This window comes from Flavobacterium sp., assembly GCF_013823965.1.
In the GTDB taxonomy this organism is placed as follows: Bacteria; Bacteroidota; Bacteroidia; order Flavobacteriales; family Flavobacteriaceae; genus Flavobacterium.
In genome coordinates this window covers 1-20,833 of record NZ_PNNA01000047.1, presented here as the reverse complement: position 1 = coordinate 20,833, position 20,833 = coordinate 1, and the positions used below count along the sequence as shown (strand labels likewise).

Below are 20,833 nucleotides of genomic sequence, written 5' to 3'. Positions count from 1 at the left end.
AATATAAAATATTTTAAGTGTTTTGGGCTTGCAAGCTCATTTTCCTCATTAAAAAGATCTCAATTTTTTTTTCAATGACACCTACAGACCATTTATTACAAGGACTTTCTACCGAAGAAGTGATTCAATCCAGAATAAAAAATGGTATCAATTCTCTGGAACATCAGGATAAAAATCTTTTTCTGGTCTCATTAATAGAAATGGTCAAAGAGCCCATGTTTTTATTGCTATTATTGGCCACCAGCATCTATTTTATTACAGGTGATTATGGCGACGGAATTTTTATGGCAATAGCAATTGTGTTGGTTTCCACCATTTCGCTTTATCAGGAATCCAGAAGTAGAAATGCTATCGAATTATTGAAAAAATTATCGCAACCCAAAAGCAAAGTCATTCGAAACGGCGAAATCATTGAAATTACCAGCGAAGAAATTGTTTTGGGAGATTTAATCCAATGTGAAGAAGGCTCTTTTGTTCCTGCTGATGGCATACTGCTGCAATCGAATGATTTTTCGGTTAACGAATCTGTTTTAACAGGTGAATCACTAGCTGTTTTCAAAGATAAAGATTCAAAAATCAATCAAGTTTTTCAAGGAACAATTGTGAGCAGCGGATTGGCAATTTGTAAAGTTACGGCCATTGGCAACCAAACCCAGCTGGGAAAAATAGGGAAAAGTCTGGAATCGATTCTCGAAGAAAAAACACCTTTACAGGTTCAAATTGGTGATTTTGTAAAAAAAATGTCCATCGTTGGTTTAGTGATTTTCGCCATTGTTTGGGCGATAAATTTTTATAATTCCAAGGAGTTTCTGGACAGTTTATTAAAAGCGCTTACCTTGGCAATGAGCATTATTCCCGAAGAAATACCGGTGGCATTTACCACGTTTATGGCTTTGGGAGCTTGGCGGTTAATGAAAATGGGGATTATCGTGAAACAAACAAAAACCGTGGAAACCCTTGGAAGTGCTACCGTAATTTGCACCGATAAAACCGGAACCATAACCGAAAATAAAATGAGCTTGGCACAATTATACCTTTTATCTTCCAACAAAATTACAAATCCAAAAGACCAATTTAATGAAGATGAAAATGAATTGCTGACTATTTCTATGTGGGCGAGCGAACCAATTCCATTCGACGGAATGGAAATCGCGCTACACGAAGCCTATTCTAAAATGGAAGTTAATGACGACCGACCAGGTTTTAAATTGATTCACGAATATCCTTTGAGTGGAAACCCTCCAATGATGACCCACATTTTTGAAAACCAAAATGGAACCAGAATTATTGCCGCCAAAGGAGCGCCGGAAGCTTTAATTGCTTGTTCCAATCTTTCTGTAACCGAAATTCAACAAATTAACAACGCCATTGAATCGATTTCCAGGGAAGGATTTCGGGTTTTGGGAGTTGGCATTTCTGAATTCGAAGGAAATGAATATCCAAAAACACAACAAGAATTCCTTTTTAAATTCAAGGGATTGGTCGCATTTTATGACCCTCCAAAAGAGAACATTAAAGCCGTATTCGATACTTTTTATAAAGCGGGCATCCAAGTAAAAATAGTAACTGGAGACAATGCCACAACCACTTCGACCATTGCCAAACAAATAGGATTTAGAAACCCTGAAAATACCATGAATGGTGATGAATTAATGAAAATGGATGATGCCGAGTTGAAAAAAAAGGTGATGCAAACCACCATTTTCACCAGAATGTTTCCCGAAGCCAAACTCAAAATCATCAAAGCGTTGAAAGCAAACAATCAAATCGTGGCGATGACAGGCGATGGCGTAAACGATGGACCAGCATTAAAATCAGCACACATAGGAATTGCAATGGGTAAAAAAGGAACCGAAATTGCCAAACAAGCCGCAAACCTCATCTTGGTAGAAGATGATTTAGCCAAAATGACGGATGCCATCGCTATGGGAAGAAAAATTTATGGCAACCTGAAAAAAGCGATTCAATATATCATTTCCATTCATATTCCCATTATCTTGATTGTCTTCATTCCTTTGGTTTTGGGATGGATTTATCCCAATATTTTTTCGCCGGTACACATTATTTTCCTTGAAATAATTATGGGACCAACGTGTTCCATAATATACGAAAATGAACCTATGGAACCGAACTTGATGTCACAAAAACCGCGACCATTTACCACCACTTTTTTCAATCTGAAAGAGATACTGATCAGCATCATTCAAGGGCTTGTGATCACGCTGGGACTATTATTTATCTATCAATATTGTGTTCGAGAAAACTGCACCGAAAGTGTAACAAGAGCCACTATTTTCTTGACATTGATTGCTTCAAACATATTCCTGACCTTGGCCAATCGTTCGTTTTATTATTCGATATTCACGACTTTGAGATACCAAAACAATTTGGTTTTACTCATTATTGGAATAACGGTTTTAATCACTAGTTTGCTGCTTTTGGTTCCTGTATTTTCAACTTTTTTTATGTTTGGAACCGTGTCGACTTCACAAATAGGAATGAGTGTTTTAGTGGGATTTGTTTCGGTAATGTGGGTGGAAATTTTTAAAGCATTCAAACGAAGAAGCCAAAAATAAAGAGGAAGTTAATCCGGCGTGTTTTTATCGGGAAAAATAATATTGACCCCCAATTGAAAAGACAAACTATTGGCTTTGCTAATATCCCTGTATTCCAAAAGATTGTCGGCAAGAACATAAAAATTGACTTTGCCAAGAGTGGTTGACAATCCTAAACCAATATTTTTGGAAGAAAAGGAATCTATCGTGTACGTTGCCTTCATTTCTAAAGAATCGAAAAATTTTCTTCTGTAATAAGTAGTCAAGGCCATAAGCGGAGTTCTGGGCGTCGACATTACAAACAATTGGGCTCCCACGGAATTCTTGAATTTCATTTCATTATTTCCTTGGCAATTGCATTCTGAATCTCTGCCATCACCAAAAGAATATTGAATGGAAGAATTGAATTTTACAGGTCGACTAGTCGTATATTTGACACTCAAAGTATCTAAAGAAATGGCATCCAGAAATTCTTGAAATACACTTTCGCCAGAATTTCCAGGAATAAAATCAGGCGTCATACCTTCATATTTATAATATCCCTTATAACTATAATTTCTTACCTCGTTAGTGTGTTTGATGAAACCCACATCGAGAATGCTTGCCGTAAATTGTATGTTGTCTTGAGGATAATAAGTAAGCCCCAAATCAAATCCCAAACCTAGATTTCCTCCGAAAAAAGTTTTCTTGATGATGTCACTTTTGGCATTGCCGTCATAATTATCAATATAATTTGTAAACCCCGAAGTGTTGGCCCATACACTCGACGAAATGACTTGCTCATAAATAGAATTAGTGCCTGGAATGGTATAAAAATATCCGGAATTTTTGGTGGACGAAACATTGAAAATACTGGAATAAATCTTACCGCGAGCGCCTAAAATCAATTTTTCGTTCACATTTTTATGATAACCAACGTGAAAAACCGACAGCAACTCGCCTTTGGCGCTCAAATCACCCAAATCAAAGACTTTTCCCAAATAATTCTGGTTGCCGTCCAAGGCCAATATGGCAAGATCTTTTGGCATATAAGAAAAGAAATCCATTTCTTGATACATTCCAAAAGAGACATAAGAACCCTCTTGCCAATCGCCAAGTTTAAAACCACCATTAAAAATTTCTAATTGTTCATTTATGGAAACTTTGTCGTTTCTTGAAGTAGAAAACACGACATTCCTTAACTTGGCATTAAAATCAACTCCATTGTTCGCGAATAAATCAAAGGCAGAAAATCCGCTGGAACCCACATTTGTCGAAAATCCCGAAAACAAAGGAATACCAACAAACCAATTGTATTTTACGTCAGAACCCGGATTACTCAACATGGATTGGGGCACTGAAGTAAAGTTGTATAAAATTTGCTTGTTTTGGGAAAAGCAACTAATGGATACCGAAAAAATGAAAAGCAGTAGTAATTTTCTCATTCCAACACTAAATAAACGGTGGCACTTGAACGCAGTTTTAAACTTCCCAAACTACTTTCACTCAACGCAGGGCCAGGATACATTGTAATTATAAAACCAATTTTGGTGGTTTTTTTCAATAAATCAAGTTTGGCGTTTTGAAATATTTCGGTTTTTGTAACCAATTTTTGCACACCCGTATAAGCCGAAACATCGAATGGAATAGTATAAAGTGGAGTGTTATTTGCATCGAGCAGATACAAATTAACCCTGAAAGCCCTGTTTATGGTGTTGTCGATTTCGAAAAAGAAATCAGCTCTAGTCAGTGCGTTTTTAAGATAGGTTTCCTTGAAAACATCAAAATTCAATACATCGCCAGCCACATTTTGTTCGACTCCACCAATAACAAATTCATTTGCCGGCACATCAAATGTCGCTAAATTTGCAACTACAACTGGTTCTAACTTTAAATCATTGACCTGATTAAAGTCTAAATCGCTGGAGCACGATAGCGCGCAAACGGAGAGGAGCAATATTCCTAAAAATTTATTCATAAAATTCAATGACTTGGGGAGTTAAAGAAAAAACGAAGATATTGGAATTTTATTATTTTTTAATGAAAGGAACCAAATAATTTTGAGGCTTCATTGTAAGCACTTTCAAAACTCATGGCACTTATATTGGTTTTCTCTTTTTTTGAAGTAAAGAAAGAAACTAATTTTTCTGTCGGCATGTTGCCCGTCAAAACATCTTTGGCCATTGGGCAACCACCAAAACCTTGAATGGCGCCATCAAAACGTCGACAACCTGCATTATAGGCAGCATCAATTTTTTCGAACCATTTGTCTGGCGTGGTGTGAAGATGGGAGCCAAATTCAATCTTGGGATATTTTGGAATTAAATGCGAAAACAAATATTGGATTACATCTGGAGTTGAACTGCCAACGGTATCCGAAAGCGAAAGGGTTTTGACACCCATATTTGAAAGTTTCTCTGTCCACTCGCCCACTATTTCCATACTCCACGGATCGCCATAAGGATTCCCAAATCCCATTGACAAATAAGTTATCACTTCCTTATTACTTTTGTCGGCAATTTCAAGGATTTCTTGCAAGGTTACCAGTGATTCGGTTATGGTTTTGTGCGTATTACGCATTTGGAAATTCTCAGAAATCGAAAAAGGAAAGCCCAAATACTGAATGGGTTGATGTTGCGAAGCGGCGATTGCTCCTTGTGTATTGGCAATAATCGCCAATAATTTACTCTGTGTTAGTGAAAGATCAAGCTGTGCCAAAACTTCTGCAGTATCCTGCATTTGCGGAATGGCTTTGGGTGAAACAAAACTCCCAAAATCTATGGTATCAAAGCCAACACGCAACAAGGACTGGATGTAAGTTACTTTTCGAGCAGTAGGAATAAATGTTTTTATTCCTTGCATGGCATCGCGTGGACATTCGATAATTTTTATTGCTTCCATAGAAAACCAAAGATAATCAAAATTAAATTTGCCTCACCCGAGTCCCCATAATTATCTGGACGAACACGCAACAAAGCAGCACAGTAACAAAATTTCTTATAATTTTTCTAAAATCTTCTTGTTGATTGCTTTTATCAGACCTGGACCTTCATAAATAAACCCAGTGTAAATTTGAATTAAGCTGGCACCCGCTTCCAATTTTTCCAAGGCATCTTCAGGAGAATGAATTCCTCCTACTCCAATAATTGGAAATGCTTTATTACTTTTTTCGGAAAGAAAACGAATCACTTCTGTTGAACGGTTTCGCAATGGTTTTCCTGACATTCCTCCTGTTTCTATTTTGTTTCCAGAATGCAATCCTTCACGGGACAAAGTGGTATTGGTAGCAATGACTCCCGCGATTTTGGTTTCTTTTACAATATCAATAATATCGAGCAATTGGGAATTGGTCAAATCGGGAGCGATTTTTAACAAGATTGGTTTCTGTTTTGGTTTTGCCAAATTTTGATCCTGCAAGGCTTGCAATAGTTTTGTCAGTGGCTCTTTTTCCTGCAATTCACGAAGGTTTGGCGTGTTTGGAGAACTTACGTTAACAACAAAATAATTGACATAATCATACAATGCCTCGAAACAAATGAGGTAGTCAGCAGTGGCCTCTTCATTTGGAGTCAATTTATTTTTACCAATATTTCCACCTATAAGGACTCCTTTATTTCTTTTCAATCGCTCAACAGCTGCTCTAACACCGCTATTGTTAAAACCCATTCTATTAATAAGAGCATTATCTTCTTTTAAACGGAAGATGCGTTTCTTTGGATTTCCCTCTTGTGCTTTTGGCGTAAGCGTTCCAATTTCAATAAATCCAAAACCTAGGTTGGACAATTCCTTATATAAGGAAGCATCTTTATCCATACCGGCTGCCAGTCCAACGGGGTTTTTAAACTTTAATCCAAAAACTTCCCTTTCCAATCGTTTGTCGTTGACAACAAATAGAAATTTGAAGAGAGAGGGAATTCCAGGTATTTTGGACACCGTTCGAATGAATGAAAAGGTAAAATAATGAACCTTTTCAGGATCAAACCAAAAAAATATTGGGCGAATTATCTGTTTGTACATAATGAAGTGTTGTTGTGCAAAAGTAAAATTATCTATTCGATTTTGTAAATATTTAGGAAATATATTTATAAAATCATTTAACTGTTTTTAGAAAACGTTGTAGTGCAATTATAAATATTAAGCTAAAATTAAGTTTTCATTGAAAATAGAGCATTATTAAAAATCATACTAAATAACGTATGTTTTTTAGCAATATTCTATTAAGTGCTTTAATCTCAAATTTTTAAATAGGACAAAAAAGACCTGTTTTAATAATAATGAGGCACACTTGTTTGAGAATAATTCATTTAATTTCATAATTTTCGAATTATTCTTTAAAAAAACATATTTAATATAAAGAAATACTCGAAATATGATAATTATCATGTTAATTCTTGAAACATCGAAATATCTTTGTTGAAGAAAAAGGTTACATTTGTATTAGAGAATTTATAAAACAAATTAAGTGCCTTAAAAAATTTAAAGCCCTAATAATATTAAATACAAAAAAAAATGACAAAATCACAAATTTCAAGAAGTTTTATGATACTTATAGTAAGTATCTTGTTTTCGATTCCCAGTGTTGTAAAAGCACAAACTTTTTCAATCGTGCCTCAAACTGCCTCAATTAATGTTCACGGAACATCAAATGTGCATGATTGGAATATGAAACCAACTAAAGTAACTGGAGAATTAGGTTTAAATAGTACTAAACAAATTAGCGCTATTACCATAAAAGTGGAAGTTAAATCATTGAAAAGCGGAAACGGTATTATGGATGGCAAAACTTATGATGCCTTTGATTACAAAAAAAATCCTTACATCGTTTTTCAATTGACAGATGCTTCACAAGCTAAATTAACGGAAAATGATACCGAAGTTACTTTGACAGGAAATCTATCTTTTGCGGGTGCAACAAGAAAAATCAGCATTAAAGCAATTGGAAAAATCACAAAATCAGGTGAATACCAACTTAAAGGAACTGTGCCATTAAAAATGACTGATTTCAAAATGTCTCCACCAACAGCCATGTTAGGCACCATGAAAACCGGAGATGCAGTTACCGTTAAATTTGACGTAACTTTTAAAGGATAACATTAACAAGTAAATCAATAAACTAAATACAATAAATAACTAATTTAAAATTCAAACTATGAAAACAATTTTTAAAACATCTTTAATGGTTGCTGCCATTTGTCTATCTGGCAATATTATGGCACAGGTATCTTTTGGTAAATTGCAAAACCAAATAAAAAGAGACCAAACTGGTCTAAATCAATTTGACGTAAAAAAAGACAGCGTTGAATTTAAAGGCCTTAGTATTGACTTGGGAGGCGCATTCAATATGGATTACCAAGCATTAAATTCATTCAATGACCAACCTGCAACTTTTGCTTTACCTTCAAAAATCGTTGGTTACAGATTAATGAATAATGAAAACAATTTCGTCCTTCCTGCAGCTGACATGACTATTGGTGCTCAATTGTTTGACGGTGTAAGAGTAAATTTAGATATCTATTTAGCTTCAAGACACCACAATGACACTTATGCAAGAGGTGGATACTTACAAATTGACAAGTTAGACTTCATCAAAAAAGACTTCCTTGCAGGTGTTATGAAATACGCTACCATCAAAATTGGACAAATGGAGAACAACTTTGGTGATGCTCACTTCAGAAGTTCTGATAATGGTAGCACACTTAGAAATGCGTTTGTTGGAAACAACATCATGAATGCATTCTCTACTGATATGGGTATGGAAATATACTACAACAGAAGCGGATTGGTAAGCATGATAGGTGCTACAAACGGAAACTTAAATCAAGGTATTCAAGAAGTAACTTATACTGCTGGTCCAAACACAAATACAGTAGTTAGCCCTACAATCTTGGCTAAATTTGGTTATGACAAACAAATCGACAAAGATTTAAGAGTAAGACTTACAGCTTCTTACTACCATAGTGCCAACTTGGGTAACTCAAACTTATATTCTTCATCTAGATCTGGATTTGGTTACTGGGGAGTATTGAACAATAACGCTTACACTAATAACGGTGTTGCAGTTGCTGGTAATTACAATTCTACTTCTACTCCAGAAGGAACATTCAACCCTGGTTTCAAAAACTGGGCAACAACTATCATGATTAACCCTTTCTTGAAATTCAAAGGTTTTGAATTCTTTGGAACTGTTGAATTAGCTTCAGGAGGAGATAAAGCTGGTGTTGACGCAAAACGTACTGCAAACCAATATGCTGGAGACGTTGTTTACAGATTTGGAAAATCAGAACAATTCTATTTAGCAGCAAAATACAATACTGTATCAGGAAAACTATCTAATGCAGATGCTAAAGAAGTTACTGTAAACAGAGTTGAATCAAGCATTGGTTGGTTTATGACTAAAAACATTGTAGCAAAATTAGATTACGTTAGTCAAAACTATAAAAATTACACACAATTTGTAGGAAACGTGCCTACTGGAAATGCTAATAACTTTTATGGTGGTAACTTCAAAGGTTTAGTTTTTGAAGCTGCTATTAGTTTCTAGTTGATTTTTGTTAAAAAACCGGCAAGATTCTTTCTTGCCGGTTTTTTTTATTTTAAGAAAGTATATATTTGTGTTATGAAGAACAATATTCGCATAATAATCCTGTGTTTCATACTCTCACAATCAATATCAGCTCAAAATTTTGTTGCAGCCGAGATACAATCCAGCAGTTCCCTCACCATTAATGGGGCCACAAATCTCATTACGTTCAAGCTTCATCAAAACGCAGAACATCTTTCCAAGTCAAAGCTAAAAGTTGGAACAACATTTTCGCAAAACAAAACCTATTTGACCCAAAACCAACTTTCGGTAGTGGTCAAAAACTTTACTTCCAATAACTTTATCGCCCTAAAAGAATTTTTTAAGCTGGTAAAGTCAAATGCCTATCCCGTTTTAAATGTCCAAATAAATTTTGCAGAGCCGCTACTTATCTCCGAAAAAGGACAAAACTATACCGGAAACGCATTAATTAGCATGACAATTACCGGCGTTACAAAACAATATTCCATTCCAATTACTTTAAAAAGCAATGGATCCCTATTTATCTTGGACGGAAATAAAAAATTGAGTATTCATGATTTTGGACTTTATCCAGAACCCAAAATGATGGGTTTGGTCATAATTAACGAATGGATAGACATCGATTTCCATATCGTTTACAAAATCAAGTCTGACACAGATAGTGCAAAACAATAATTTTGTTTTAGTATTTTCTCTTGTCACACCATCAAAATTGGATTATCATCATAAACTTTCTACTTGATAGTAAATGAAGATTTTTTCTGGTTTTAGGCACCCTATTTTAACCAAAAACTCCCAAACCATTTTCTTATCTTTGCAAAAAATAAATCATTATGTCAAATATATATTTAGGCTATCATTTTACCGTTGAACCAAAAGAATTAGGTTCAGAAATCCTGATTGCCGAACTGGGAGAACTTCCATTCGAAAGCTTCATCGAAAGCGACAAAGGTATAATTGCCTACATTCAAAAAGACCTTTGGACCGATGGAATTCTTGATGATTTATTCATCTTGAAATCTCCTGAATTCACTATTTCATACGTGGTAGAAGAAATAGACCAAGTCAATTGGAACGAGGAATGGGAAAAGAATTTTGAGCCAATAGATGTGGATGGAAAATGCCACGTTCGCGCTCCATTTCATCCAAAAACTAATGCCGAATTTGATATTGTAATTGAACCCAAAATGAGTTTTGGAACTGGACACCACGAAACCACGCACATGATGATCCAGCATTTATTGGAAATGGATGTCAAAGGAATGAAAACCTTGGATATGGGTTGCGGAACGGCAATATTGGCCATCTTGGCCGAAATGAAAGGCGCCCAACCTATTGATGCAATAGACATTGACAACTGGTGTTATTTGAATTCCATCGAAAATGCCGAACGCAATAATTGTCAGCATATTACAGTTTATGAAGGTGATGCAGCGTTGTTGAAAGACAAAAAATACGACTTGATTATTGCCAACATCAACAGAAATATTTTGTTGAACGACATGCAAAGTTATGTGGATTGTTTAAATCCAAAAGGAACACTGTTATTGAGCGGTTTTTATCAAGAAGACATTCCTTTTATAGAAGCATCTTGTACTGAAAAAGGCTTGACTTATGTTAAAAAGTTCCAAAGAAACAACTGGGTATCATTAAAATACGTAAATTAGTATTGGAATAATCCAGCAAAAAATGGAAATCGATAGAAAAAAACATTGGGAAACAGTGTATGAAACCAAGCAACCCGACGAAGTAAGCTGGACACAAGAAAACCCTAAAACTTCGCTTGATTTTATTCGAGAAACCCATTTAAGCAAAACTGCAAAAATCATAGACATAGGCGGAGGCGACAGCAAATTAGTCGATTTTTTATTGGAAGAAGGATATCAAGACATAACTGTTTTGGATATTTCGGAAAAAGCATTGAAAAGAGCCCAAAAAAGACTCGGAAAAAATGCCGAAAAAATAAACTGGATTGTGTCTGACATCACTGAATTCAAACCAGAAACAGGTTATGACATTTGGCACGACCGCGCCACGTTTCATTTTTTGACAACAGCGGAACAAGTGGAAAAGTATGTTAAAATCGTAGAAAAACAAGTAACTTCTTTTCTAATAATTGGCACTTTTTCAGACCAAGGACCCAAAAAATGTAGTGGACTGGATATTAAACAATACTCGGGAAGTGAACTTGAAAATCAATTTTCGAATCGTTTCAAAAAAATAAAATGTATTACAGAAGATCATGTGACACCTTTTGAAACCAAGCAAAATTTTACGTTTTGTGTTTTTGAAAAAACCAATTAAAGCACCAACTGTATTTTTATTTAAAACCTACTAAATTATCTAAAAATGAGTACAAAAGAAAAAACAAGAGTCAAAGTAAGCTCAAAAGAGGCAACATCCATAAACTACGAAATCATAGTTTATAATGATGATGTAAACACTTTTGACCACGTTATCGAAACCTTGATCAGGGTTTGTGATCACACTCCTGAACAAGCCGAACAATGTTCCTTGATTGTACATTACAACGGAAAATGTACCGTAAAAACAGATGTTTTAGAGAAATTAAAACCACAATGTACCCAATTACTCGAAGCAGGATTAAGTGCTGAAATAGTATAAATTTGAACTATTTACATAAAAAAAACAGGATTCTCTTTTAAGAAAATCCTGTTTTTTTTTAATTATACCGTTTTAAATTCTAAATAATCCAACTTAAATGACCTTAAATTCTAAGTCTAATGTGGCAGCTTACTTCTTAAAACTCCGTATAAAAAAGTCCCTAAAAGTGCACCAAAAAGTACCAATATCACGGGCAAAAATCCAGCACCAAGCAATATAAATATGGGACCGGGACAAGATCCAACCAACGCCCAACCCAATCCAAATAATATTCCGCCAATCCAAAATCTTGTAGAACCAGGTTCTTTATCTTGAATTTCTATTGGCAAACCATTGATGTTTTTTAAATTGTTTCTTTTAATGATTTGAATGCCTATCACACCAGTTACAATGGCAACCAAAATTATTCCATACATATGAAATGATTGAAACTGGAACATTTCATAGATTCTATACCAAGAAACCGCTTCTGATTTTGTTAATACAATTCCAAAAACAAATCCAACCAACAAATATTTTAATGTGTTCATAATTAAAAAATTAAGGGTAAAATAAGATGAGCCATAATCAATCCTCCAATAAAAAACCCAATTACGGCTTTCAATGATTGAATTTGGAAATTACTCAATCCAGAAATGGCGTGCCCCGAAGTACATCCGCCGGCATAACGCGTTCCGAAACCTATCAAAATTCCGCCTATAATTAAAATAAAAATCATTTTTGGAGATTGAAAAACCGCATTGCCAAACAAAGCGTCTGGTAACATTTTTCCGTTTGGAGCATCAATTCCCAGTTGTGCCAGTTGTGCTATTGTTTTTGGATTGATGGTAACATTTGAAGCATCTCCCATAAATTGGACCGCTACATATCCACCAAACATCGCACCCAAAACCACCATCAAATTCCAGCGTCGCGCTCTCCAATCAAAGTTAAAAAAAGAGACTTTTTTCCCTATTCCGGTCATCGAACACAAGGTGCTCAAATTAGACGACATACCAAAAGCCTTCCCAAAATAAATCAGGCAAAGCATTATCATTCCTATCAAAAATCCAGAAATATACCAAGGCCAAGTTTGAAAAATAACTTCCATAACATTTTATTTATTTGGCGAAAATAATAATTCTAAACTTATAATGTATAAATATTAAGCTATAATTGTTGGTTATGGCAACAATACGGTTTAAATTTGTTCCATAAATTTGCGATGTAATTTATACACGCAGAATTTTAAAAATCACTCGAAATAAAATACAATCATGAAAAAAATAGTATCTTTTATCGCTTTGCTACTCCTCTCTACTTCATGTGTAAGCACCCAATCGACAATAAAAAACGTAAATAACAATGCTCCAACTCCCCTAATTACAAATTACAACACCTTTGCCATTACTGAATTCAGCAAAGACAAAAAGTACGGCTACGACAAAGATTATCCCATCAATATATTTTACGGAGACACCAGAAACGAATTCTTGAACCAACAACGTTTTTTAAATGCTTTGGCCGGACCAAAAGGGGAAAAAATAACCTATACAAAACTGGAAAGCTGTTGTCCGTTTCCAACAAAAAGAAGCGAAATGGGTGTCGGTTTATTGGATATTTATGAACTAAAATGGGAAGGACAACGCAATCCTGTTATCTTATATTTAAATATTTACGAAAAAGGAGTGCTTATGGTTCCTTTTGGATTGACTTTAAAAATAAATTAATCGTAAATCATAAATCCTGACTATCTTTGCACTCTCAAAAAACACATTATGAATATACAACATATTCCACAAATAAAACATACCGATAGCGGTAATTTCTTTCTACTGGCCGGACCTTGCGCCATTGAAGGTGAAGAAATGGCAATGCGAATTGCCGAAAAATTAATTGGAATCACGGATAAATTAGAAATTCCTTTCGTTTTTAAAGGCTCTTTCAAGAAAGCCAATCGCTCCAGAATTGACAGTTTTTCAGGAATTGGAGACGAAAAAGCCTTGCAAATTCTTCGCAAAGTTTCCGAAACTTTTGGTGTTCCAACCGTTACCGACATTCACACCAATGAAGATGCTGCTATGGCTGCCGAATATGTCGATGTGTTGCAAATTCCAGCTTTCCTGGTTCGCCAAACGGATTTAGTCGTGGCTGCTGCCAATACCGGAAAAGTAGTGAACCTAAAAAAAGGACAATTCATGAGTCCCGAAAGCATGAAACATGCCGTACAAAAAGTATTGGATTGCAACAACCAAAACGTGATGGTGACGGATCGCGGAACGATGTTTGGCTACCAAGACATGATTGTAGATTTCCGTGGAATTCCAACAATGCAACAATATGCCACAACCGTTCTAGACGTAACCCATTCCTTGCAACAACCCAATCAAACGGCAGGCGTAACCGGCGGAAGACCGGACATGATTGAAACTATTGCCAAAGCTGGAATAGCCGTGGGCGTGGATGGAATTTTTATTGAAACTCATTTTGATCCGGCAAATGCAAAAAGCGATGGTGCCAATATGTTGCATCTAGATTATTTTGAAGGACTGATGACCAAGCTAGTGGCCATTAGAAAAACCATTAATCAATTTTAATCACAATATAAAACCCTCAAATCAATTTTTTATTTTAATTAAACAGCTTTGAACACTAATTCTTTATATTCCGCATTTTTGACATTATTCTTTTTAATGAATGCATTCGCACAAAACGATACCATAAAAAAAGAAAGATATACCGCTCACAACAAAGGAAAATTCACTGCATCCTGGGGTGGAAACCGAGAAAAATATACCAAGTCAGACATCCACTTCATGGGTGATGATTACAATTTCTTAGTCCATGATGCGGCAGCGCACGACAAACCAAAAGGATGGCAAATAGATTACATCACTCCCGGTAGAATGACGATTCCCCAAACTAATTTTAAATTGGGTTATTTTATCACAGATCACTACAGTGTCTCCATTGGTGTTGACCATATGAAATATGTAATGACCCAGAACCAAACGGCAAACATCACTGGACTCATCGACGGAAATCCACCTTTTAATGGCGGTTACAACAACACTCCAACCGTATTAACCGAAGAATTCTTGATGTTTGAACACACTGATGGATTAAATTATATTTATACTGAATTTGCAAGACAGGACGATATTTCACATTGGTTTGGTCTTAAAAATACCGATAAATTTCAAGTAAATATCAACGAAGGTTTTGGACTTGGGTTTTTGTATCCAAAAACCAATACTACTCTTTTAGGAAAAGAAAGATATGATGAATTCCATGTTTCAGGATATGGAACTTCAATCAAAGCGGGAATCAACCTGACTCTTTTTAAATATTTCACAATTGAAGGTGCTTTAAAAGGAGGCTACATCAATATGCAAGACATCCGCACAACCCAAAGTAAATCAGATAGTGCATCGCAATCATTTTTCTTTGGAGAAACGATACTTGCTTTTGGCGGTATATTCAAACTTTAATTTTTTTTAAAAATAGTTGTCAATTTCTTTGGTAACTATTTTTTTTATCATTTACTTTGTATTTCAAAGTACTTTAAAAATGGAAAAAGAAAAATACCTTAACGATATTTCTGAAATAAAAAATTTAATGGATAGATCTTCTCGCTTCATTTCTTTGAGTGGACTTTCGGGAATTTTAGCTGGTTTGTATTGTATGGTTGGAGCTGGACTTGCCTATAAAATAATTTATTTTGACACGACAACATCAGGTAACTATAGCGATATAATCCTAACACAAACTGCACTAATACAACTGATCCTGATTGCGGTAAGCGTCATTGTTTTGTCGCTGGCAACCGCCATCGTTCTAAGCATCAGAAAAGCTAAAAAAAGCAACGATGGAATTTGGAATTCTTCCACCAAAAGATTGGTCATAAACTTTATGATTCCATTGACGACTGGTGGTTTTTTCATTCTGTTTTTAATCGAAAAAGAAATATTGGGATTGGTGGCGCCGCTAACACTGATTTTTTATGGTTTGGCTTGTGTAAATGCCAGTAAATATACCTTGGGCGACATTCGTTATTTAGGAATCACGATGATTTTCCTGGGGTTGTTTTCTACTTGGTTTATAGGATACGGCTTGCTTTTTTGGGCGTTGGGTTTTGGTGTTTGCCACATACTATACGGTTCCATAATGTATTACAAATACGATAGAAAATAGTTTTGAAAAACATCATCCAAAATATCAACAAAGCGTTCGATCATCGAATACGACTAGGAATTATGTCGATTTTGATGGTGAATGAATCCGCCGATTTTAGTTCGTTGAAAGAACTTTTGGGCGTTACCGACGGTAATCTGGCCAGTCATGCCAAAGCATTGGAACTCGAAAATTATATCGCCATTGAAAAACAATTCATCGGCAAAAAACCTAACACCAGTTATAGAGCCACAAAAGAAGGCAGAAAAGCTTTTCAAGATCATATTGAAGCCCTTGAAAAATTAATACAAAAACGATAAGACTATTTTTTTATTCACAAACTTTGAAATACAAAGTACTTTTAAAATATAAAAACAATATTTAAAACAACTATTACCGAGAAATTCTCAACAGAAATGGCACTAATTTCCTCATTACCATCTTGTATGTTCTATTTGTAATCAATATCAATCCTTTAAATTTTTAATCATGGAAACACCAGAAAATCAAAACAAATTCAATTTCTTTCAATCCAACACCGCCAAAATAATTATGGTGGGAATATTAACACTCCTCTTGCTTATTCCACTCGAATTTGTAAAAAATTTAATTACCGAAAGGGCACAACGACAAGAGGAAGTCATATCGGAAATCAACGATAAATGGGGCGAAAGCGTCTTTCTTTATGGGCCAATATTAAAAATTCCTTATACTTTTTATGAAGAAACATTGTCTATAAACGAAATAACAAAAGAAACGGTCAAGCAAAAAAAAGCGTTTACCAATTATGCCTACTTTTTCCCTGAAGAACTAAAAGCAAAGTCGAACGTGACCACCAAAGTATTGAACAGAAACAATTATGAATCAGTGGTTTTTAGTTCAAAAATGAAGTTTGAAGGCAATTATATCCATCCGGATTTTAGCAGCAAAAACATTACAAGCGAAGACATTCAATGGGACAAAGCCACGATTTTGATACAAACCACGAATCTAAAAAGCATCAAAGACGAGGTAAAAATCCATTTCGGAAACACGAATTTTACCTTTGAACCCGTTTACAATTCCAATTCAAAAAACGCCACCGAAGCGCTAGAAACAGGCTACATTGATTTGGAAAAAATCTTGACAGACGGAAAAACCGCATTTAATTTCGACGTTTCTTACAACGGAAGCCAACAAATAAAAATAGTTCCCATTGGGAAAACCACACAAGTAAATATGGAATCCAATTGGGCTTCGCCAAGTTTCACAGGCAATTTCCTTCCGGATGACAAGACCAAACAAATTAGCGATTCTGGATTTGTGGCCAATTGGAAAATCATGCACATCAACAGGGCATTTGCGCAACAAACTTTTGGCAATCTGCCTGATTTGAACCAATACGCTTTTGGTGTTGATTTCGTGATTCCGGTAAACCAATACCAGCAAAACGAACGCGCCTCGAAATATGGTTTCTTGGTGATTGGCTTGACCTTTTTGATTTTCTTTTTGATACAATCCATCAGCAAAATCAAGATTCATATTTTCCAATATTCGATGATTGGACTCGCTTTGATCATGTTTTATACTTTGCTTATTTCGATTACGGAACACAGCAGTTTTATGAAAGCCTACATCATTGCCGGAATTTCAGTAATCACATTGATAACGCTGTACTCGATTTCGATTTTAAAAAACAGAAAATTCCCAATGTTTATTGCGGCTTCTCTAGGCTCCTTATACACTTTTCTTTATGTAATCATCCAGTTGGAAAATTATGCTTTACTGGTGGGAAGCATCGGATTATTTGCCATTCTTGCCGCCGTGATGTATTTTTCCAGAAAGATAGATTGGAGCAAATAACACTTCTTGATTCTCTTTGAATAAAATTATATAAAAGAACTCTTAACTTTATGGTTTTGAGTTCTTTTTTTATTCCAATTGTAATAATTTATCCTTACTTTAGTAGAGGAAATAAAATCTGCTTTTATGGTTTAAAGCCAACTAGATTTGTCTGCATTACGACCATTTTAAGCTAGTATAAACTAGTGTAATGAATTTAAAATAACACTTCATGCAATATAAATTTTAGCAGTATGAAAACATAAATAGCAACTTGATTCTAAACTACTTGTAGCCATTAAACATTAACAACTATAATTTTGAGCAATCGTAAAAAAATTACTTTTGATAATATCAAATAATAATGTCAATGGAATCGATTTCAAATTTTAAGCATAAAAATTATAAAAACTGACAACTATTGTAGCTAGAGTTTTGTCGTGTTCGCACGAACAAAGAAACTCGTTTTGAATGAAATAAATCACTCCCTAAATCCAGCAAAATGAAAACTAAAATCGGAATGCTATACTCCACCGTTGATGGACAAACCTTGAAAATCTGCAATGTAATCAAAGACGTTTTGGTCGAAAAAGGGAACGATGTCGAACTATTCTCGATTGAAGAATTTGACAAGAAAGTAACGGATTTTGACAAGTTCGTCATTGGAGCCAGCATCCGCTATGGCAAACACAATCCAAAAATAATTGACTTCATCAACAACAATAAAGTTGCACTCGAAAAAACAGAAAACGCCTTTTTTTCAGTCAATCTTGTGGCAAGAAAACCAGAAAAAGCCAGTCCGGAAACCAATCCTTATTTTATAAAGTTCATAAAACAAATAAACTGGATTCCCAACAAATCGGCCGTTTTTGCCGGAAAACTCGACTATCAAAAATATCCTTTCACCGATAGATTAATGATTCAATTAATTATGTGGATGACCAAAGGACCAACCAACTCCAAAACAAAAATCGAATACACGGATTGGGACAAAGTCAAGGAATTTGGCGTTTTACTGAACAATATGTAACCTTTTGACGATTATTTTAAACCGTTCGCGTTTTTTTTGTGTTTTCTAAATAAATTATTATTACTTTAGAAAACATATTGCACATGATTAATTCCCCAAATCAATTTGTGTAGCCTTTTTATTTCTAAACAAATTTCGGTCAAAATTCATCGTCAAAAATGGGTAAAACTCTAAATTGGTACTTAAGAAGACATCCACTATTGTATAAAATTAGATACCGATTAGTTTCTAAAAAAACTTCATTGGATGCCATAGAAAATTATTGTTATAATGACCTAAACAAAAAAGCAAACATTCCTCCCCTATTTTTTGAAATAAACAATTTAATATTTGCTAATTCAAACAAGGATTTAAATCATTTTGAAAAGGCAGTAAAAATAGCAATTTGGTTAAAAGACAATGTCAAAGGTGGCCCGGGTTTAGGCAAATCATCGGCAAGATCTTTACAAAAAATGATTAACGGAGAAGGGGGCGTTTGCAGTGATTTCTCCCAAATTTATTCTAATTTTTGTGTCATCAACGATATAAAAGTAAAGGAATGGGGCATGAAGAGTTTATCCGACGATTCCACCGTTTCAGGAGGACATTCGTTTAATGAAATATATTGCAAAGAATTTCAAAAATGGGTCATGATTGACGTGGCAAAATCCATTCTTTTGTATGATGCAAACGGAAAAATTCCCTTGTCCACACTGGAATACATTCATTTAAAAAAAGAAAAAAAAGAACTCAACATTGCAAGTATTTATGCAAACGGCATTTTTGACCATAAAAAAACGAACAATATCTTCCTGATTTCAAACTCATTGCCTTTTATCATAACGAATTACGACAATAAAATATATGATTATTTCCTGGACAAACTCGATTTTTTTCCGGAATCCATCATACATGGCCTCCTAATTCTCATTGGAAAAAGTTATTCCTTTGAATTTCCTATAGAATAAAATTAAAATAAAACATTCCTTAAAAAAGAAAAACCACCACAAACCCATAATTATAGTATGTTGACAAAGCATTTTTAAAGTTGTGATAGCCTCCTAAAAAATTGATTATATTTGTATAAAAAAACATAAAATGCAACATATCATAGACCGCTTTATAAGCTATGTCATCATTGACACCGAATCAGATCCAAGTTCAGAAACTACGCCAAGTACCAAAAAACAATGGGATTTAGCCAATAAATTGGTCGAAGAATTGAAAACCATTGGCATGCAGGAGGTAACCATTGATGAAAAGGCCTATATTATGGCCACTTTGCCTTCAAATATCGACCATAAAGTCCCCACCATTGGGTTTATTTCGCACTTTGACACGACACCTGATTTTACCGGTGCCAATGTAAAACCTCAAATTATTCCTAATTATGATGGCAAAGACATTGTCTTGAATGCTGAACAAAACATCGTTTTATCGCCAAAATATTTCAAGGATTTATTGCAATACAAAGAACAAACTTTAATTACCACAGACGGAACCACACTGCTTGGCGCCGATGACAAAGCCGGAATCACAGAGATTATGACGGCAATGGAATTCCTGATAAAAAATCCCGAAATCAAACACGGAAAAATAAGGGTTGGTTTTACTCCCGACGAAGAAATTGGCCGTGGAGCACATCATTTCGATGTCGAAAAATTTGGTTGTGATTGGGCATACACCATGGACGGAAGCCAAGTAGGCGAATTGGAATATGAAAATTTTAATGCGGCTGGTGCCAAAATCACCTTCAAGGGGAAAAGCGTTCATCCCGGTTATGCCAAAGGAAAAATGATCAATTCGATGCTTATCGCCAATGATTTTATCAATGAATTACCTAAAGGAGAAACGCCACAGGAAACGAAAGGTTACGAAGGATTTTTTCACGTGCATCATTTAACGGGAAGTATCGAAGAAACGGTTTTGGAACTTATCATCAGGGATCACAGCAAGAAAAAATTCATAAAACGCAAAGAATTAATTGCCAAAATCGCCCAAAAAATCAACAAAAAATTTGCCAAGCAATTTGGTGAAGACATCGTGATTGCTGAAGTAAAAGATCAATATTACAATATGAAAGAAAAGGTCACACCCGTAAAACATATTGTGGACATTGCCGAAAAAGCC

General features: G+C 35.0%; 22 protein-coding genes. 16 read left to right on the top strand and 6 right to left on the bottom strand.

What is annotated here, in order from left to right; all coding sequences use genetic code 11:
- Positions 1–74 precede the first annotated feature (74 nt).
- Positions 75–2,576 (top strand): cation-translocating P-type ATPase, encoded by a 2,502-nt coding sequence (locus C0430_RS05475; RefSeq protein WP_290866318.1) that lies wholly within the window; start codon positions 75–77, stop codon positions 2,574–2,576.
- An 8-nt stretch (positions 2,577–2,584) separates the two neighbouring features.
- Here C0430_RS05475 and C0430_RS05470 read toward each other — a convergent pair whose 3' ends face one another.
- From C0430_RS05470 to C0430_RS05455, 4 genes are all read right to left on the bottom strand, one after another.
- The gene (locus C0430_RS05470) at positions 2,585–3,979 is read right to left on the bottom strand and encodes a DUF5723 family protein (protein ID WP_290866316.1); all 1,395 of its coding nucleotides are present in this window, start codon (positions 3,977–3,979) and stop codon (positions 2,585–2,587) included.
- Positions 3,976–4,512, bottom strand: a complete 537-nt coding sequence (locus tag C0430_RS05465) for a hypothetical protein (protein ID WP_290866310.1) — start codon at positions 4,510–4,512, stop codon at positions 3,976–3,978. The genes C0430_RS05470 and C0430_RS05465 overlap by 4 nt, the downstream gene beginning before the upstream one ends.
- 59 nt (positions 4,513–4,571) lie before the next feature.
- Positions 4,572–5,435, bottom strand: coding sequence for a hydroxymethylglutaryl-CoA lyase (locus C0430_RS05460; RefSeq protein WP_290866308.1), 864 nt, complete (start codon positions 5,433–5,435; stop codon positions 4,572–4,574).
- 96 nt (positions 5,436–5,531) lie between these two features.
- Positions 5,532–6,551: a quinone-dependent dihydroorotate dehydrogenase gene (locus C0430_RS05455; RefSeq protein ID WP_290866306.1), complete on the bottom strand. Its 1,020-nt coding sequence runs from the start codon at positions 6,549–6,551 to the stop codon at positions 5,532–5,534.
- A gap of 522 nt (positions 6,552–7,073) precedes the next feature.
- On the opposite strand from C0430_RS05455, the gene C0430_RS05450 reads away from it, so the two are divergent.
- The 6 genes from C0430_RS05450 (at position 7,074) to C0430_RS05425 (ending at position 11,721) form a co-directional block, all read left to right on the top strand.
- Entirely contained in the window at positions 7,074–7,625 is a 552-nt protein-coding gene (locus C0430_RS05450; protein ID WP_290866304.1) for a YceI family protein, read from the top strand.
- Between the two features lie 118 nt (positions 7,626–7,743).
- Entirely contained in the window at positions 7,744–9,075 is a 1,332-nt protein-coding gene (locus tag C0430_RS05445; RefSeq protein ID WP_290866302.1) for a hypothetical protein, read from the top strand.
- 75 nt (positions 9,076–9,150) lie between these two features.
- Positions 9,151–9,771, top strand: a complete 621-nt coding sequence (locus C0430_RS05440) for a hypothetical protein (protein ID WP_290866300.1) — start codon at positions 9,151–9,153, stop codon at positions 9,769–9,771.
- Between the two features lie 158 nt (positions 9,772–9,929).
- Complete coding sequence (gene prmA, locus C0430_RS05435) at positions 9,930–10,763, top strand: 50S ribosomal protein L11 methyltransferase (protein ID WP_290866298.1); 834 nt, start codon at positions 9,930–9,932, stop codon at positions 10,761–10,763.
- 22 nt (positions 10,764–10,785) lie between these two features.
- Positions 10,786–11,400, top strand: coding sequence for a class I SAM-dependent methyltransferase (locus C0430_RS05430; protein WP_290866296.1), 615 nt, complete (start codon positions 10,786–10,788; stop codon positions 11,398–11,400).
- Positions 11,401–11,445: 45 nt separating this feature from the next.
- Positions 11,446–11,721, top strand: coding sequence for an ATP-dependent Clp protease adaptor ClpS (locus C0430_RS05425; RefSeq protein WP_290866293.1), 276 nt, complete (start codon positions 11,446–11,448; stop codon positions 11,719–11,721).
- Between the two features lie 116 nt (positions 11,722–11,837).
- Here C0430_RS05425 and C0430_RS05420 read toward each other — a convergent pair whose 3' ends face one another.
- Entirely contained in the window at positions 11,838–12,251 is a 414-nt protein-coding gene (locus C0430_RS05420; protein ID WP_290866291.1) for a DUF6691 family protein, read from the bottom strand.
- A 2-nt stretch (positions 12,252–12,253) separates the two neighbouring features.
- Positions 12,254–12,811, bottom strand: coding sequence for a YeeE/YedE thiosulfate transporter family protein (locus C0430_RS05415; protein ID WP_290866289.1), 558 nt, complete (start codon positions 12,809–12,811; stop codon positions 12,254–12,256).
- A 166-nt stretch (positions 12,812–12,977) separates the two neighbouring features.
- On the opposite strand from C0430_RS05415, the gene C0430_RS05410 reads away from it, so the two are divergent.
- The 9 genes from C0430_RS05410 to pepT form a co-directional block, all read left to right on the top strand.
- Positions 12,978–13,430 (top strand): 2-dehydro-3-deoxyphosphooctonate aldolase, encoded by a 453-nt coding sequence (locus tag C0430_RS05410; protein WP_290866287.1) that lies wholly within the window; start codon positions 12,978–12,980, stop codon positions 13,428–13,430.
- 48 nt (positions 13,431–13,478) lie between these two features.
- Positions 13,479–14,297 carry a 3-deoxy-8-phosphooctulonate synthase gene (kdsA, locus tag C0430_RS05405; RefSeq protein WP_290866285.1) on the top strand — a complete coding sequence of 273 codons (819 nt, stop codon included), beginning with the start codon at positions 13,479–13,481 and terminating at the stop codon, positions 14,295–14,297.
- A gap of 96 nt (positions 14,298–14,393) precedes the next feature.
- Positions 14,394–15,191, top strand: coding sequence for a hypothetical protein (locus C0430_RS05400; RefSeq protein ID WP_290866283.1), 798 nt, complete (start codon positions 14,394–14,396; stop codon positions 15,189–15,191).
- A gap of 79 nt (positions 15,192–15,270) precedes the next feature.
- Positions 15,271–15,894, top strand: a complete 624-nt coding sequence (locus tag C0430_RS05395) for a hypothetical protein (RefSeq protein WP_290866281.1) — start codon at positions 15,271–15,273, stop codon at positions 15,892–15,894.
- 2 nt (positions 15,895–15,896) lie between these two features.
- Positions 15,897–16,193: a transcriptional regulator gene (locus tag C0430_RS05390; protein ID WP_290866279.1), complete on the top strand. Its 297-nt coding sequence runs from the start codon at positions 15,897–15,899 to the stop codon at positions 16,191–16,193.
- A 169-nt stretch (positions 16,194–16,362) separates the two neighbouring features.
- Entirely contained in the window at positions 16,363–17,715 is a 1,353-nt protein-coding gene (creD, locus tag C0430_RS05385; protein ID WP_290866277.1) for a cell envelope integrity protein CreD, read from the top strand.
- A gap of 481 nt (positions 17,716–18,196) precedes the next feature.
- Entirely contained in the window at positions 18,197–18,724 is a 528-nt protein-coding gene (hemG, locus tag C0430_RS05380) for a menaquinone-dependent protoporphyrinogen IX dehydrogenase (RefSeq protein ID WP_290866275.1), read from the top strand.
- A gap of 158 nt (positions 18,725–18,882) precedes the next feature.
- Positions 18,883–19,671, top strand: a complete 789-nt coding sequence (locus tag C0430_RS05375; protein WP_290866273.1) for a transglutaminase domain-containing protein — start codon at positions 18,883–18,885, stop codon at positions 19,669–19,671.
- A 130-nt stretch (positions 19,672–19,801) separates the two neighbouring features.
- A partial coding sequence (pepT, locus tag C0430_RS05370; RefSeq protein ID WP_290866271.1) for a peptidase T occupies positions 19,802–20,833 on the top strand: 1,032 nt, incomplete at its 3' end.

What these genes read in the sequence shown, in the direction of transcription:
- prmA (WP_290866298.1), top strand. Translation starts at nt 9,930, where the DNA reads ATGTCAAATATATATTTAGGCTATCATTTTACCGTTGAACCAAAAGAA.
- C0430_RS05400 (WP_290866283.1), top strand. Translation starts at nt 14,394, where the DNA reads ATGAATGCATTCGCACAAAACGATACCATAAAAAAAGAAAGATATACC.
- C0430_RS05430 (WP_290866296.1), top strand. Translation starts at nt 10,786, where the DNA reads ATGGAAATCGATAGAAAAAAACATTGGGAAACAGTGTATGAAACCAAG.
- C0430_RS05440 (WP_290866300.1), top strand. Translation starts at nt 9,151, where the DNA reads ATGAAGAACAATATTCGCATAATAATCCTGTGTTTCATACTCTCACAA.
- C0430_RS05470 (WP_290866316.1), bottom strand. Translation starts at nt 3,979, where the DNA reads ATGAGAAAATTACTACTGCTTTTCATTTTTTCGGTATCCATTAGTTGC.
- C0430_RS05450 (WP_290866304.1), top strand. Translation starts at nt 7,074, where the DNA reads ATGATACTTATAGTAAGTATCTTGTTTTCGATTCCCAGTGTTGTAAAA.
- C0430_RS05420 (WP_290866291.1), bottom strand. Translation starts at nt 12,251, where the DNA reads ATGAACACATTAAAATATTTGTTGGTTGGATTTGTTTTTGGAATTGTA.
- C0430_RS05455 (WP_290866306.1), bottom strand. Translation starts at nt 6,551, where the DNA reads ATGTACAAACAGATAATTCGCCCAATATTTTTTTGGTTTGATCCTGAA.
- C0430_RS05475 (WP_290866318.1), top strand. Translation starts at nt 75, where the DNA reads ATGACACCTACAGACCATTTATTACAAGGACTTTCTACCGAAGAAGTG.
- C0430_RS05425 (WP_290866293.1), top strand. Translation starts at nt 11,446, where the DNA reads ATGAGTACAAAAGAAAAAACAAGAGTCAAAGTAAGCTCAAAAGAGGCA.
- C0430_RS05415 (WP_290866289.1), bottom strand. Translation starts at nt 12,811, where the DNA reads ATGGAAGTTATTTTTCAAACTTGGCCTTGGTATATTTCTGGATTTTTG.
- kdsA (WP_290866285.1), top strand. Translation starts at nt 13,479, where the DNA reads ATGAATATACAACATATTCCACAAATAAAACATACCGATAGCGGTAAT.
- C0430_RS05460 (WP_290866308.1), bottom strand. Translation starts at nt 5,435, where the DNA reads ATGGAAGCAATAAAAATTATCGAATGTCCACGCGATGCCATGCAAGGA.
- hemG (WP_290866275.1), top strand. Translation starts at nt 18,197, where the DNA reads ATGAAAACTAAAATCGGAATGCTATACTCCACCGTTGATGGACAAACC.
- creD (WP_290866277.1), top strand. Translation starts at nt 16,363, where the DNA reads ATGGAAACACCAGAAAATCAAAACAAATTCAATTTCTTTCAATCCAAC.
- C0430_RS05465 (WP_290866310.1), bottom strand. Translation starts at nt 4,512, where the DNA reads ATGAATAAATTTTTAGGAATATTGCTCCTCTCCGTTTGCGCGCTATCG.
- C0430_RS05410 (WP_290866287.1), top strand. Translation starts at nt 12,978, where the DNA reads ATGAAAAAAATAGTATCTTTTATCGCTTTGCTACTCCTCTCTACTTCA.
- C0430_RS05375 (WP_290866273.1), top strand. Translation starts at nt 18,883, where the DNA reads ATGGGTAAAACTCTAAATTGGTACTTAAGAAGACATCCACTATTGTAT.
- C0430_RS05445 (WP_290866302.1), top strand. Translation starts at nt 7,744, where the DNA reads ATGGCACAGGTATCTTTTGGTAAATTGCAAAACCAAATAAAAAGAGAC.
- C0430_RS05395 (WP_290866281.1), top strand. Translation starts at nt 15,271, where the DNA reads ATGGAAAAAGAAAAATACCTTAACGATATTTCTGAAATAAAAAATTTA.